This window comes from Bacillus mexicanus (assembly GCF_050445615.1).
GTDB classification, from domain to species: domain Bacteria; phylum Bacillota; class Bacilli; order Bacillales; family Bacillaceae; genus Bacillus; species Bacillus mexicanus.
The window spans coordinates 13601-29131 of record NZ_JBCEYV010000003.1; the positions used below are offsets into that span (position 1 = coordinate 13601).

Sequence of the window (15531 nt, forward strand, 5' to 3'; positions counted from 1 at the left end):
TTGTATGAATATCAAAGTTACACTCGGAATAGCATCTACTATCCTTTTGCTCACAGCTTGCGGCGGTCCCAAAGAAGAATATTCAAAAGGTATATCTCTATTAGAGAAAGGTGATTACGAAAGCTTGGTTAAAGCAAAAAAGTTTTTCAGTGATTATGCGAAAAAAAATCCAGATGACAACAAAGTCTCTGACTACTCAAAACAAGTTGATGAGGCACTGCTCACAACAGCAAAAGAACTTGCAAATTCGTATTACAATAGCAAGGATAACTACAAAGCTATGAAATATGCAAAAGTAGCAAAAGAACTTGCACCAGACGATGAAAATGTAACAAAGGCTTATGATTTAGTAAATAAAGCATACAAAGAACAGAAAACCTATGACGAGTTCGCAAATTATTTAGAAGGCAAATATATTGAAACAAAAAATATTATCGATGCTTGGGACACAGGAAAAAGAAGAGTACAAACATCAGGAGGAACTAACTTGGCATATATGAAATCTTTATCAAAGTCTCTTTTCTCAAGAGTTACAGAAGTTCGACAAAGTGTAAATGATGAGTCGTTTAACATTTCTGGCCAAAAACAAGATATATTAAGACAGATTAATTCAGATCTTTTTGAATATGTTTACTCCATAGAGAGCCAACTTTCCGAAACAATCGAAGATAAAAATGCCGAGGCTTTGTCTGACATTGATGCATTGACTAACGGAGTTACTCCAGAATCATTTAATTCAACATTCTTATCATTGCAAAATCAAATGGCCGACTATGTGTCTGAAACTAACAATGAAGGTAAATCTATTAGACATATAAAAAACACTTTGAATTTCACTAAAGCCTATAAAGAAAATCAAGAAGCCCTCAAAAAAGCAGCCGAAGAGACTGCAAAACAAAATGCAACCAAAGCAAACGTCACAGATTCTACACCTGCGTCTTCTACTTCCGCAACCAAACAATGATTGTTTCTTTAATTTCGGGAGAGACCAAAAAATGAAGAAAATATTAAATATACTATTTTTATGTTCCCTTCTCTTAACAGCTTGCTCTTCAAATGAAGAAGAAATAAAATCCGAAATAACTAAAACTATAAAAATGTTTTACGACGAATTATTACTAGAAAACTTAGATGGGTCTATGTCTTACATCTCCAAAGATAGCGAAGAATATTACGAACTTTATGATGAATATCGTCTAACTTTTGAAAAATATAAGTACTCATATGATTTAAATGAAATTAGTTTTAATGAAATCACAAAAAACAGAATTGTTGTTAGTGTATCTCTTGTTATATCCGGAGTAGACGAAAATGACAAATATGATTCTTTCAAAGAAGTTCAAGTATTTACAATCAAGAAAAATAACAATGGAGATTATAAAATCTATGACATAGAAACAAAATACGATATATGAATACCACCTTATAATGTTTTTAAATTTGCATCTTCTTTTGGAACCATTGTTTGTATTTCTTGCAACTTAAATAAGGGTTGAAAAAACCCTTATTTTTTTACCTTTTTACTTTACTTTTCTGAGGATTTTATATATAAGACATTTTTAGTAAGGAGGGGTTGTGGCGTGTTTAAACGATTTATTTTGGCTTTTTCATTTATCGCTTTATTTTTCCCCCAACATCACATATCAGCCAGTCAGAATAGTACTTATTATAATCCTGAATTCAAATACTCAATTTCTTTTCCGAATGATTGGTACATATTCTCGGATGAGATGAAACAAAACTTATCACCAGAAGAAAGAGAAAACTCTCCAGCGATATTTATTAGAAAAGATGGTCTTTCGCAAATGTTTATACGCCATTTATCAAGCAGCACAGAAAAATACAAACTATATAAAAACGTAATTGATTATGCTCAAAAAACTTCTGATGATAAACAAAATATGAATAGAGTTCTTAACCCAATTTCAGTTACCCTTGGAAGAACTATAACAGGCTACAAGGTTGATGAATTAAACGAAACCATAGAACTACAATTAACTCAAACTTCACCTCAGTTCGGAGAAATATATACCACTCTTTTTTGGAAAGAATACAAAGGAACCTTAATAGAATTAGAATTTTATCATTTCGAAAACAATTCAACTTTATTGTCAGAAGCATCGCAAATAAATAACTCATTTACAATTTCAAGCGATGTTTCAAGTTCTAATATAAAAGAAGGTTCAATTGATTTTTTAAACACCAAAATGCTTACCAATAATGGGCAAGATGATGATACCTTTTTTAGTAAAACAATCGATATAGTTTGTAAACCTATAGTCTGGATTTCATTTGTCGGTATTATGTCATTGCTTATTATAACCAGAATAATATATAAATTAATATGAAAATTGTTCTGGGAGGATTATTTTATGTCAATCATCAATAATGAACTTTCATCTTTTATAGATTGTTGTTTCAAAGAAGCATCAAATTCAGTCAAAGAAAGATCTTCTTTAGCAGGAGAACCAGTCAAAGCAATCTTTAAAAATATCCAGATAAAAAATCAACAAATTTCATTACATTATCAGATTAAGGGTTACACAGGAAATGTTTATGAAGAAGATTTTCTTTCTTTTGATTCGGTCGTTTTTCCTTATTACTACATAGAAGTACTACGCCTAAGTATGATAAGTTATTGGTCAGGAAATCTTATAACCAAGAAAGATAAAAAACGCTTTTTGTTTATATTAGAATACGGCGAAACAAACAGACATTATTTAAACAGATCGTTGAAGTATTTATTTCACTTCAAACGAATTTTAGGGTTAAATAAAAAATAAGGTGTTCTAAACCTTATTTTTTTATTTTCTCCCCCCTTCTTTCTATTCTCAAATAAGCATATAATGTAATACAAATTAAAATTAAAATTGGAGAGATAATATTGGAAATATCAATTTTATACAACGAAGATGTAGTAAAACAACAAATAGAAAACGATCGCTTATTACAATTTAGACTGAACTTGCTCTTAACTAAAGAAATGAAGACTGAAAAAGAATCTTATCGAATTATATTCAAAGATCAAATAACAAACGACGAATTCCGTTTAGCTAATTATATGAAATTGCTTAGAGATAAAAACTGATGATTAACATCAGTTTTTATTAATTGAAGAAAAACATCTAAATAAAAATACTTTATTTTCATACAAATGTTTAACCTCTAAAATTAAAGATTTAAACCATACTGGCATAATATCTAAGTTGGTATTCACTGATTGATAAGTCGGTCTAGAGACTTTATCGTTTAACTGAATGAATTTCCACTTGATTTCCCCGTGAGGGTTTTTGACAGGAATGGAAATTTCAGCAATTATGCGATCACTATTTTGCTGTTCAAAAAATATATAGTTAAGGTGCTCAATATCCCCTTTAATAATATCGCCACTATTTTGCCCGCCAATTATTTTTTCTTTCTTGTAAAAGTATGGTGATTTCTCAAGAAAATGAAATACTTTATCGCTTAAATATTGCATTTTCACCGCCCCCTTTTTACTTTTATAACTAATTATTCAAAAATATCAATATTCCGTTTTATTTTTGAGTTTTGACGATTAAATATATTCTCCCTCTTCTAAGTATGTATTCAAGTTATATATAATTAACCAAACAATTATCGGAAGGTGTAAAAATGATACGTATACAAGACTGTATGTTTGAAAATAAAAAATACAAAGTACTTCTTAGCGAAAAAACATACAAAACCACATTGAATTCAGGCCTACACAATGGAGTATTTTTAAGCGCAGCAACTAAAACTTTAAATAATAGTAACTCATCAATTAACACTTATTTTAATTCCGAACATAACATTTTATTAACTATTGAAATCAACAGAAAAGACAAGGAAGTAATTTTTGTTGACCTAAAAAGATTGAATATATTTGATACCAGATACCTGTTTCCTTTAAATGAAGCAATAACTGGCATAAATAAACCCATATTTCTTAAATCTTATGAAGATGGAAGGAAAATATTTTTGAATGAAGGATTGCCTTCGAAACTTTCAAAACTTAGAATCCAGCCCCATCTTATAGCTATGAAAAATATAAATGTTCCCGCAGGAAATCATTCAATGTATTTAAACGAAATTATAATAGATTTCAAATACACCGAAGAAGGAGAATATTATATTGTCGATCTATTAAAACCCAACTTTGTTAATTTTGGTTTAGCTTTACTTCAAAATTAAAAGAGCAATGACAAATTCATTGCTCTTTTTGTTTTGAAAATTTATTGTTTTTTTAATAATTTATCCACTTTATTTTTAGGAAAGACATCAAACAAAGATTTGTTTTTGTATGCTTGATTAAAATAAATAAAACCAGCTACCACCATTCCGACAACTAATATTATGAATTGCGACATAAAACTGCTGAAAAACAACGAGATAATACCGAAAGGCATCAAAGCTATAGACATTATTAAAGTTTGTTTAAAGATATTTCTTATAGAATTCAAGTTTTCAGTCCATTTGTACCTTCCAACTTTCTGAATGAAGTACATCTGTATACCAATTGCCGCCCCAAAACCTAAATATGTTGATAAAGCAGTCCCCTCTCCATTGAAAATTAATATTAAAGGGAAGTTTGTAACAACTTTAAGAATTAGCCCTATTATCAAGCTATATATGACCCATTTTTGTTGATCCATCCCCTGCAATATTGCCGAAGTAATCGAAAACAACGAATAAAAAAGTGCACTTGCAGAGTACCAGGCCATTAAATGTCCTCCGTCATCTAATAGTTCTGTTCCATAAACACTTCCGAAAATTGCTCTACTTAAAATAAGCATACCGAAAATAGAAGGAAGAACAAAAAACATTACAATTTTAAAAGATTGATTAATATGCTGCCGTACCTCTTCAACTCTTTTTCCTTGGTGAGCATTTGTAATATAGGCTACAAGCGACACACTAAATGCTGTTGCCAATGCTACTGGAATTACAACAATCTTTTGTATTAGGGAAACTAATGAATTTATAGTTTCTGCTTCTCCCAGATTGAAACCTTTATTCATCAACACAGAATTAATCATAAAGGTATCAATACTTTGGAATAACGGAATGGTTAGGCCAACAAAAACAAATGGAATAGCGTATTTAATGAGCTCTTTATATAACTTGGTATAAGAAACTTTCCCCTTTATATTTTTTAATCCATAGTCTTTTTTTATTAAATACCAGAAAACAACTATCAATGCGACGAGGGCTGAAATAAATGCAGAAAATGTCGCCAATCCTACTGCTTTTACGGGTGAACCATTAAGCACTTTAACAATGACAAAAGTTCCAATGATAATTATTACTATCCTAACTATCTGTTCAATTATTTGAGAGTAGGCAGTTGGTTTCATTTCCTGATATCCTTGGATAAAACCTCTTGTCATAGCTAATAGAGGAACAATGATTAATGCATAACTAACCATTTTAATCACATAAGCAACATCTTGTACTGAATTCCCTGTTTTATCTTTTGGATCAACCAGCCAAGATGCCACCGTATCTGCCCCGAAATACAAAGCTAGAAACGCGATAATACCCATTAAAGTAACGATAATAGTTCCGGATCGCAGCAAAGCTTTAATAATATGCATATCACCCTTCTCTCTATATTTTGAAACGAACTTTGAAACAGCACTTGGTATACCAAGCGTAGCAATAGATAACAAAATTATATAAGGTTTGTATGCATACTCAAACAATATATATTTTTGATTTCCTACCATTGCAACGAACGGAATAACATATATGAACCCGAATATTTTCACAATAAAAGTTGCAGCTGTTAATAAAAATGTTCCTCGCAGAAACGAATTTTTCACGTTACCCTTCCCTTCTATTAACTTAAAAAATTTCTTTTTAATTCTATTTTTATGGTTATTATTTTTTCAATGACTCAACTAACTTAAATATTAAAGGGACAAACCAATACTTTTATAAAGATTAAAAGTAAGTTATAGGAGGTGTGCTTAAATGAAAGCTTTAATAGCAAAAAAAGAATATGTTTATTATTACAGTGAATTTATGTTCAGTGATATACAGTACATTGAAATTGGGGAGCGCATAAATGATTTTAAACAACTAGCTCAACAAATGGATTTGGAGATCTTGGCAATCGGAGAGTTTGAGCCAGATCCAACTTTAAAACTCTTAACTGTTAATGAATTTTCCTACCCTTATTTCGAAATCAGAAAGAGCAACCAACTTTTAGGAGAAGACGACGAAGGAAAATTAGAAGAATATTGTGCAGCTTTAGAAGCGTATCTCACAAGGGAATAAAAAAGTAGAGTGGAGTTATTCACTCTACTTTTTTTTGTGCAAAGCTATAATTCCAACCACAAGATTTAAACCTACCCAAAGCATTATATGTGCTGGAATAAAGCGATAAGCGAAGAATCCAAAGACTCCAAATAAAATCGAAAATATCCATCTTTTTCTTGAAATCCATATTAAGATTACTAGAATGTCTACGAGATATGATAAATAAATGAAAGGTTCGCTATGCACAAACAAGAGTAGTGTATATAAACATATTAAAGAAAAGAAAATTGTTGACAGGTTTAGCAAGAGCAACTTTTTTGGTTTTCCGTTGTTTCTCCTAACTATCTTTTTTAAATACTCTCTAATTTCATCTTTTTCTTTATCATTTTTTATAGATGAGAAAATACTCAACAATCTTATTCTTATCAAATTTGGACTTGCTAGATCATATTTTTTTTCTTGTTTTTCTAAATAAACTTCAATTTCATCTTTTATTTTTTTATTAATTTCTCTTAACGGTTTAGAAATTCTCGAAATGTAAATAGAAAATAAAATCTGAACAATAAATAAAACCACTGATAATATGTATGCCATTCCCTTACCTCCACTTTGGAAAGGAGCTTATAAATGAAACCAGTTCTGTTGTTGTCTAATAGTATGTTTTTTCATTTTACGTTTTGTTCCTTATATAAAAATGAATATTCTATAGAATCATTGCTTCTACGTTATTTAAACCGTGACATTAATTCTCAAGCCGAACATTTTTATACTCAATTTCAAGAAAACAAAAGAAGAGTTTTATACAAGAACAAAGTTATTTCTGATACGAACCGGTTAAGGATAACTCCAAGAAATATCGGAAAGATATTAGAAAAATGCATTACTAAAAAATATGAAAAAATCATAATTGAACTCTCTGAAGGCAATAAGGATGAAATAATTTTATTATCTAAATTAAGCGAGTTAGACATCCCAATAATCATTTTCACTTCTCATATAAGCGAAGACCTTTACAACATAGCAAATAAACTGGAAGTAGAATCGATCTTACAAATAACAGATTTATTCAAACACATATAAGGATATATTAGCTTCCTTTCTACTTTTTCTTCTTGATTTTAAGTCTATTACGTTTATATTTTTTACAGTACTGATTAACAAAGAAAGGGTGAATTAAATGAAGAAATTAGTATCTGTGCTGGTTTTATCAGCTTTAATTCTTCCATCAACTGCCTCAGCAAATACTCTAGATACAAAAAACAAAGAACAAAATCACGAAACAACCCTTACACTTGTAAAAGAAAAATATGATGGTTACAACCTTATACGTTACTATCAGGATGAAGACGAAAAAACTTTAGTTTATTTTCTAGAGCTTCCATCTTTTTTGCAAAAAAAGATTAGCACTAAGGACGACGATGCTATTGGTGAGATAATGTCTAGATTAGCTACATACTACAGCAACTCAAAAGTCAACAACCTTGAAAAACTTAATGTTCTATTTTATCAATTTGTTCCGGAATTTCCTGATTCTAAAATAAATGTATCCAAAAACATAAGTAAACCTGTCTCATCGAATTTAAACGAGGCTTTAAAATCTATAGATTCTAGCGGAAATATTAATTTAACCAATAAACAGATCTCTGAACTGAAAGTTGTTTATGCAAACGAAAAATTCCAAAAAGAATATATGCCTTATCTAACCCAAAAAAAATTGATCGAAGCCACTCATAAATTTTCAGATGACATAGAAACAAAATGGTATGAAAACACTATCTTTTATATCGTTAGTGGAATTGTAATTTTATTAATAGGCGGTTTATTCATTGTTTTTAGAAGGAGGTGATCAAATGAATAAACAAAATAAAAAATCCAATTGGCTAATTCCTGTTTTGGTTACAGGACTAGCTTTTATAGGTGTTATTACTTTTCATATAGATAACGTAAAAGCAGCTAATATTTATGGGTGTAACCCCTCTTCCGAGAGACTATCCGAGGTAGATACTCAGGAGAAATTTGAAGATTATCTAAAATCAATTGATGTTGATTATAGCAAATATATTTCAAAGGCTGGTAAGACTTTAACAATCAATAAAAACTACGCAATCAATAAGTGCTTGATTGTTTACGGAAGTCCCTCAGATGTAAAGAATGAAGGCAGAAAAGTACAAGAATATAGTGCCGGACAACCAAAATTTTATGGATACAATACCAAAGGACAACTATTCCCCAATCCGGAATATCCAGATGTAGCTCCTACTGCAAATTATGTGTCCACAAAACCATTTACTTACCACCCTTGGTCAAATACCAACCTAAATACAAATATTAAGAACAGTCCAACGAAGCCGTTTACTAACAAACCAACAAACACTAGTTATTACGACAAACACACCGACAAAACATATAACGCCGAAGATGAATTGAATAGAACCATCGATAGAATTTATTTGATGAACTGTGGTAGCAATTGTTCAAAAGGCTCGAGAGGTTACTTCCCTTCATATAATGATGCACTAGGAAAAACATTAGTTGGTAGCAACCTTAAGGATTATGCAAGTGTATCTGAATGGCCAGACACCTATTCTGCTGGAGTGTTTAATACTTACTATTACAGCAACATTAGTAACACATATTGGTCAGCAACTTTTGTAATTCCACCACATCGTTTATTTCTTCAAGAAGAAAGAGATTTATCAATTAAGATAAAGAGCATTAATCCATCCACTGTAATCGAAGGAAAAAATTATACTATAACATATCAAATATGTAATAATGGGGAAACTTCAGTTGCTAACCCAGTTATCCATTACGGAGAAGGATCAGCGAGTAAATCGAAGACAATTAAAACAACACTTGGTGTTAATGATTGTTACTCTAGTAGTCTCAGCGAAACAGCAAAAAGTGTATCATCTGATACTACTGCAACTTATTATATGGAAGTTAATAAAAATCATAAAAATCCAAAGGATGAATCTAATTGGAATAACAATAAGGACAACAAGTCATTTACTATTGAAAATAAAGTAATAGATGGATCGGTCACAATTACAAACCATACTCCAACTTACCCACACTCCAAAGAATCTATTGATGTTACTTTTAAGGTGTGTAATAACAGTAATGTTGAGGTTTTCAATGTTTTTGCTAAATACGGGTTTTCTGGACAATCTACCGAGAAACAATCGATTTCTCATATGAACTCTGGGGAATGTTTAACATATACGAAAACACACACCACGCCTACAATTAAAGATTATACTGGAACATCAACATACAAAGTTACTTTAGGAGGATTCGAAGATGATATCAACCCTTCTAACAATACTGATTCAAAAATTATAACAATTCGTAACCCTGATGCTATTGTGGATATCATTAGTGATAACGATAGCACCGATAATACAATTGGCGATGTTAAAGTGAAAGTGGAAAGTAGAATGTGGTCAAAAATCACACAAGATTGTAGCACTTCCAATGCAAAATGTCTTTCTGGAACCAACAAAAAGAAATACACTATCTCTATATACGACACAAAATTCACTCCAACTACATCTGACGATGTTTTAGTAGCTAGTTATACTCCTTCATATTCTCTAGAATATGGCGAAAACAACTATTATAATATAGGGAGAAACGTATTTACAAATTGGGTTAAAAATCATTATCCGGACACTTATCAGTTGGTTCAGTTCAAAATAGTCGTTCAAATCCCTGAATATGCCGTAGAGGTGAATTATAACGGTGATCCTTCATACGAAAACAATAAGGACGAAAGTACAATAAACTACTTCCCTCCTAGACCTTCTATCGCAGCCACACAATGTAATGAAGTTGAACATAGCATCGTTAGTTACTTCAATACATCAGGAGGTTCCAATCCTATTAAAATGTGTGCAGGTCATTATCCCACTTATCCATCAACTACTGTGGAAAGTGGAATGCAAGCGTATCATTATGTTCTCTATCGCTTCTTCCCTCAACCGATTCCTAAGTACTCTGTAACAACTCCAGAAACTAATGTATCGAATCCAAATCACTTTTCACAACTCTTTCAACTTCCAAACTTAGAAAATAACAATGTTATGGGTGATTTTGAATCAATGTTTATCCCAAATAAATTATCTAACGGCTATTACCAGGAGCGCGGAAGATATATGCCTACTGGAGGAACATTCAATTTTCAAGTCTATAAGAAAAACACAGATGATTCAAAAGGACAACAAATTGCTTTAGGAACTGTTTCATATAATATTCCAAGTACTTGTTATAATCATTATTATCTGGATATAGATCACCAATATGCTTGTGACGAAATATTGTTCTTCTTACCAAACGCTGATACAGCAGCAAAATTCCAAAAACCTTCATCTTATAACTCTTCAAATATTAATTATCCAATATCCGGAACAAAAATTCCGTATTTGAATCCAGGTAAGTATACATTTGAATTTAAAGCTAACGAGAACTTTAGATATTATTATCAAACAAACCTTATTAATTCAGGTTACAAATGGAGTAATCCTAAATTCAAATGATAAACACTTTGTTTGTTCACTTCACTCAATCAGGCACCCAATAGGTGCCTGATTTTTCATAATCCGAAATAACGCATTAATCCATTATCAGAAATTAAGGCAATTATTGAAGGAATTAAAAAAAAATAAAAAAACTCATTTGTATTAGTGAGATTAAACCGCTAGTTTAATAAATCATATCTCAACTATTGAAAAAAAGAGTTGAAGATAATTATATTTAATACTGCAAATAATTAATACATCATTCGTCAAGTGGAGTGAACAAATGAAAAAAAATAAAGTTGTTATTGTATCAAATATGTACCCTTCACTAAACGATCCTGCATATGGCTCGTTCGTAAAAGAACAATCCGAAGAACTAGAGAAAAACGGCGTTATTATTAAAAAGATAGTATCTTTTGATAGAGCAGAAGGTAATAGGAAAAGAGCCTTGATGAAATATATTTCTATTTGGTGTAGAACTCTTTTTTCAGCCTTTAATCCCAAAAATAAAATATATCACTTTCATTATGTTTTTCCTACTGCATTAATTGTTCCTATTTTGAAGAAATTCTTCAGAAAAAAAATTGTTCTTACATTTCACGGAAGTGACTTATTAAAAGGCGGTTTAAAAAAGGACAAATTAATGTCTTTTCTCCTCCCTTCCTCTGACAAAATCATTTTGGTTAGTGATTATCTCCAAAAGGAATTCAATTTAAAATTCCCTTCCCAATCATTTAAAACCCATTCTATCAATTGCGGTGTTAATGACCTTCTTTTCTTTCCGCAAGATAAAGAGTTAATTAAAAAAAAATTAGGGTTGCCCGCCGATAAATTCAACATTCTTTATTTAGGTAGATTAATAAAAGATAAAGGAATCGATGTTTTTGAAAAAATTGTCGAGGAACTAAAAGATAACGATAACCTGCATTTCACTATTGTTGGAGACGGAGATTACAAAAATAAAATACATCAAAAATTTAAAGATCTTTCTAATGTAACTTTTTACGATTCCATACCTAAAAACGAAGTTCCAGACTGGTTTAACTCTGCTGATGTTTTTATTTTCCCTACTAAAAGAGAAGCATTTGGTTTAGTTGCTTTAGAAAGCATAGCTTGCGGGACTCCTGTAATCACACATCAAATCGGCGGGGTTCCCGAAATAATACAAAATAAAGAAAATGGATTCTTAGTTTCTTTTAATGACTATAAAGAATTCTCTGAAAAAATATTAGAAATTTATAATACCCCAAGCATAAAAAACTCTTTATCTATTAAAGGGTATGAAAAATCAAAGGAAAACACTATAGAAAAGCAGATTGAGAAAATTTTAGATTTATATAAAACATTATAGGAGTGGTTTTTTTGAAAGAAATTTCTGTGATAGGACAAGGATTTATTGGTCTACCGTTGGCTTTAAGCTTCGCTATGAATAATACTAAAGTTTATGGTGTCGATGTTAATAAGGATTTAGTAAATGATATAAATAAGGGTTTAACCCATCACAAAGAAAGTTTTAATAATGTTAGTATTCAAGAAATATTAAGAAGTGAAATTAGAAATGAAAGATATTCTGCTCAAACTTCTATATTAGATCTTCCGGATACTGTTGATTCATACATTATAACCGTTGGCATTCCAGTTAAGGATGGCGAATTGAATAGAAGCCATATTGAACAAGTTGCTCTCGATCTAACCAAAAAAATAAAAAAAGGCGACACGGTAATTCTAAGAAGCACAGTTGTACCTGGATTCACCAACGAATACTTTAAACCTATGTTAGAACTGTCAGGTCTTAAAGCTGGTGAAGACTTTTACTTAGCTTACGCATCAGAACGTATCGCTGAAGGTAAGGCTTTTAAAGAATTTGTAGAAATGCCTTTAGTGATTGGCGGAGTTAATAGAAAAAGCGCCTTAAAAGCTCAAGAAATTCTTACAATAGTAACCAAAGCCGAAACACATATTGCCTCTGCGATGGAAATAGTCGAAATGTCAAAGGTAATTGAAAATGCTCAACGAGATGTGAATATTGCAATGGTTCAACAATATGCAACGATGGCAAGAAAGATGGGCATTGACCCTAGAGAATTAATACAAATGGCAAATACACATTCGCGAGTAAATCTTTTAATCCCAGGTCCAGGTGTTGGCGGATACTGCCTACCTAACGCTTTCCATTACTTAGTTCCTAAAGCTGAAGAACTTGGAGTCTTAAGCGAACTTTCAATTTCCAAAGAAGCCAGAAAATACAATGATCGAATCCCAGAGCATATTATTTCGATGATTGATGAAAAACTCAAAGAATCAGGGAAATCTTTAAAAAATGCTAAAATAGCTGTTTTTGGCCTCGCAATGAAAGATTTTTCAAATGACGACCGCATTAGCCCTCCGGTTCATATCTCCGAAACGCTTTTTAAAAAAGTCAAATCATTAAAAGCTTATGATCCAGCAGTTCCTACCCTCTACCCTTTCAAAGAATCAGATCCATATGAAGCCGTAAAAGAAGTGGATGCTTTAATTGTTTTATGCGAACAAGAAGAAATGAAAAATATCAATTATGAGAAACTTCTTTCTCTAATGAATGATGATGCTTTTATTTTTGACACCAAGCATTTCTTTAAAAAGGTTCCTACAGGAAATACAAAGGTTTATTATTTCTAAATTAAAGGGTGAAAATTTTGATCGAAAAACTCAAAAAATTTAATAACAAATTATCCAAAGTCGATCTATTTTCTCCTGCTATCTTTTTCCCTTTTGTTCTAATAATTTATAACCTATTCGGCAATATATTCGATCAGCATAGATCGGATATATTCCATTTAGAAAAGTCAACTTATCCCTTGATCATTGTCGCAGCTGTAACTTATTATCTGGTTTACTATTTTGTTAACAAGAAAAATATTATGTTACCTATGATTTCTGTTTCTTGGTTTTCAAAATTATTTTACATCGGAATAATTTTGTTAACTTTGATAGGTTTGATGAGTTATGGATATATGGTTATTACCGGTCAACTCGGGATATTAGATGAATCAATCAGAAGAAATATAGATCCAAAACTTAATTTCTTTTCAGCCTTCTTATGGTTTGGTTATCTAATATTGGTAACTGAATACATCACAAGGAAAGAAATTAGCAAGAAAAAAAGTATTGCAATTATATTAATATCAGCAATGGTCATATTATTTATGATTTTATTAATTGGTTATAGAACTAATTTATTTATGATTGTTTTTACTTTGATTCTGTTTTTCCACTATCAATTCAAAAAATTCGACTTTAAAATTGTCGTATTAATATTATTGCTATTCTCTATTGGGTTGTCATCATTTGGATATTTTAGAGTTGCTTCCGAAGACAAAACAATTAAATTTAATCAAAATCCTACTGAACACGCTGATCTTGACAATAAAACTAAAAAAGATATTGTTAAAATCAATAAAACCCCAAAATGGTTCAGAGTAATAACTGCTGAATTCGTTAATGGAAAAGTAGTACTAAGCAGAATAGTCCAGTATACAGAACAAAACGGGACACTTAAAGGTCAACTTCATTTGTCTGCGTTAGGGACAGTATTGCCTGGAACGAACGAATCCCCTAGATCCATTGTTACCGACAAAGTAAACTCGCTTTCACACAATAGCATTCTTGTTACCAGAGAAGGTAGAACCACTACCCCTAGTTTCTTAGGTCAGTTATTCCTAGATGGAGGTTATATTTTACTAATTGTAGGCGTGGGCTTAGTTTCATTATTACTTTCTTCGCTTTACAATAATTTGAAATCAACTAATGAAAACCGATATAAAATATCATATGCCTTTTTAACAACATTAATGATTATTTCAATTCATACTGGTTTGTTAGATATTGTATTCTTTATCTTCTTTATTGCTATGCTCATTTATTCATTAACAACAAGAAAAACTTCATTTATTAACAAAGAAGCGGATTGAGTATTCCGCTTCTTTTTTTATGTTTTTAAAGGCTTTTTGCAATTATAAAAAAATATATTTAAAGCTTCTATTAGTCATAACAGGAGGAATCATATGAAAGAAAACATTAGAGGGTTCGATGTAACCACTTTAGGTTACGAAGATCTGAAAAAACAATTATTACAAGACATAGAAAATGAGAAAAAGTCATTCATTGTTGCTATCAATCCTGAAAAAATAATGCAAGGAACCCAAGATCCAAAATTAAAGGAATTACTAAATAGCGCAACTTATCAAATCCCAGACGGTTATGGTGTAGTTATTCTTTCTAAAAAACAAAATGGCAATATAAAAGAACGCGTTACTGGTTGCGATTTGTTTCAACAACTTTGCGAAACTGCTTCTAAAGAGAATAAATCTGTATTCTTATATGGTGCCAAACCCGGGGTTGCTGCAAAAACAAAAGAAATATTAGAAAAAAGAAATCCAGGTCTACGTATTGTCGGGGTTATTGACGGTTATGAGAAAGATCAGGAATATATAAAAAAAACAATAAATAATGCAAAGCCAGATTTTCTATTTGTGGCTTTGGGTAGCCCAAGACAAGAAAAATGGATTGAACAAAATATGGAACAATTGAATGCTCATATATTTCAGGGTGTCGGTGGTTCTTTTGATGTCGTTTCCGGAAACTTAGAAAGAGCACCACTATGGATGCAAAAAATCGGCTTAGAATGGCTATATAGGGTGTTTTTGCAGCCCAAAAGGATTGGCCGTATTTTTAAACTCCTAATGTTTTTGCTTAAGAGGAATTAATT

The 15531-nt window shown here is 31.1% G+C and carries 17 protein-coding genes; 14 read left to right on the forward strand and 3 right to left on the reverse strand.

The annotated features are described in order from the left end of the window. Nucleotides 1-4 precede the first annotated feature (4 nt). The 5 genes from AAGG74_RS14545 (at nt 5) to AAGG74_RS14565 (ending at nt 3088) form a co-directional block, all read left to right on the forward strand. Entirely contained in the window at nt 5-964 is a 960-nt protein-coding gene (locus AAGG74_RS14545; RefSeq protein WP_429675934.1) for an outer membrane protein assembly factor BamD, read from the forward strand. A gap of 31 nt (nt 965-995) precedes the next feature. Then, nucleotides 996-1415, forward strand: a complete 420-nt coding sequence (locus AAGG74_RS14550; protein ID WP_429675935.1) for a putative periplasmic lipoprotein — start codon at nt 996-998, stop codon at nt 1413-1415. Between the two features lie 165 nt (nt 1416-1580). Continuing rightward, complete coding sequence (locus AAGG74_RS14555; protein ID WP_429675936.1) at nt 1581-2348, forward strand: hypothetical protein; 768 nt, start codon at nt 1581-1583, stop codon at nt 2346-2348. Nucleotides 2349-2372: 24 nt separating this feature from the next. Next, entirely contained in the window at nt 2373-2783 is a 411-nt protein-coding gene (locus AAGG74_RS14560; RefSeq protein ID WP_429675937.1) for a hypothetical protein, read from the forward strand. Nucleotides 2784-2884: 101 nt separating this feature from the next. Further along, complete coding sequence (locus tag AAGG74_RS14565; RefSeq protein WP_429675938.1) at nt 2885-3088, forward strand: hypothetical protein; 204 nt, start codon at nt 2885-2887, stop codon at nt 3086-3088. 9 nt (nt 3089-3097) lie between these two features. Here the strand turns inward: AAGG74_RS14565 and AAGG74_RS14570 are convergent, their stop codons facing one another. Further along, nucleotides 3098-3478, reverse strand: coding sequence for a hypothetical protein (locus AAGG74_RS14570; RefSeq protein WP_429675939.1), 381 nt, complete (start codon nt 3476-3478; stop codon nt 3098-3100). 155 nt (nt 3479-3633) lie between these two features. On the opposite strand from AAGG74_RS14570, the gene AAGG74_RS14575 reads away from it, so the two are divergent. Further along, nucleotides 3634-4194, forward strand: a complete 561-nt coding sequence (locus AAGG74_RS14575) for a hypothetical protein (protein WP_429675940.1) — start codon at nt 3634-3636, stop codon at nt 4192-4194. Between the two features lie 41 nt (nt 4195-4235). Here the strand turns inward: AAGG74_RS14575 and AAGG74_RS14580 are convergent, their stop codons facing one another. Beyond that, complete coding sequence (locus AAGG74_RS14580; protein WP_429675941.1) at nt 4236-5825, reverse strand: putative polysaccharide biosynthesis protein; 1590 nt, start codon at nt 5823-5825, stop codon at nt 4236-4238. Between the two features lie 151 nt (nt 5826-5976). Between AAGG74_RS14580 and AAGG74_RS14585 the strand changes: the two genes are divergently transcribed. Continuing rightward, nucleotides 5977-6282 carry a hypothetical protein gene (locus AAGG74_RS14585; protein WP_429675942.1) on the forward strand — a complete coding sequence of 102 codons (306 nt, stop codon included), beginning with the start codon at nt 5977-5979 and terminating at the stop codon, nt 6280-6282. A 24-nt stretch (nt 6283-6306) separates the two neighbouring features. Here AAGG74_RS14585 and AAGG74_RS14590 read toward each other — a convergent pair whose 3' ends face one another. Continuing rightward, nucleotides 6307-6858: a hypothetical protein gene (locus tag AAGG74_RS14590; RefSeq protein ID WP_429675943.1), complete on the reverse strand. Its 552-nt coding sequence runs from the start codon at nt 6856-6858 to the stop codon at nt 6307-6309. Between the two features lie 33 nt (nt 6859-6891). Here AAGG74_RS14590 and AAGG74_RS14595 point away from each other — a divergent pair, with 33 nt between their 5' ends. The 7 genes from AAGG74_RS14595 to AAGG74_RS14625 all read left to right on the forward strand — a co-directional run bounded on the left by AAGG74_RS14595 (nt 6892) and on the right by AAGG74_RS14625 (nt 15529). Continuing rightward, nucleotides 6892-7344, forward strand: a complete 453-nt coding sequence (locus tag AAGG74_RS14595) for a hypothetical protein (protein ID WP_429675944.1) — start codon at nt 6892-6894, stop codon at nt 7342-7344. Nucleotides 7345-7441: 97 nt separating this feature from the next. Continuing rightward, complete coding sequence (locus tag AAGG74_RS14600; protein WP_429675945.1) at nt 7442-8110, forward strand: hypothetical protein; 669 nt, start codon at nt 7442-7444, stop codon at nt 8108-8110. 4 nt (nt 8111-8114) lie between these two features. Next, a complete protein-coding gene (locus AAGG74_RS14605; protein ID WP_429675946.1) occupies nt 8115-10802 on the forward strand; it encodes an Athe_2463 domain-containing protein in 2688 nt (895 codons plus the stop codon). Between the two features lie 265 nt (nt 10803-11067). Further along, the gene (locus AAGG74_RS14610) at nt 11068-12135 is read left to right on the forward strand and encodes a glycosyltransferase family 4 protein (RefSeq protein WP_429675947.1); all 1068 of its coding nucleotides are present in this window, start codon (nt 11068-11070) and stop codon (nt 12133-12135) included. 11 nt (nt 12136-12146) lie between these two features. Next, entirely contained in the window at nt 12147-13442 is a 1296-nt protein-coding gene (locus tag AAGG74_RS14615; protein WP_429675948.1) for a nucleotide sugar dehydrogenase, read from the forward strand. 17 nt (nt 13443-13459) lie between these two features. Beyond that, nucleotides 13460-14734, forward strand: coding sequence for an oligosaccharide repeat unit polymerase (locus AAGG74_RS14620; protein WP_429675949.1), 1275 nt, complete (start codon nt 13460-13462; stop codon nt 14732-14734). Between the two features lie 93 nt (nt 14735-14827). Continuing rightward, nucleotides 14828-15529 (forward strand): WecB/TagA/CpsF family glycosyltransferase, encoded by a 702-nt coding sequence (locus AAGG74_RS14625; RefSeq protein WP_429675950.1) that lies wholly within the window; start codon nt 14828-14830, stop codon nt 15527-15529. Nucleotides 15530-15531: the final 2 nt, after the last annotated feature.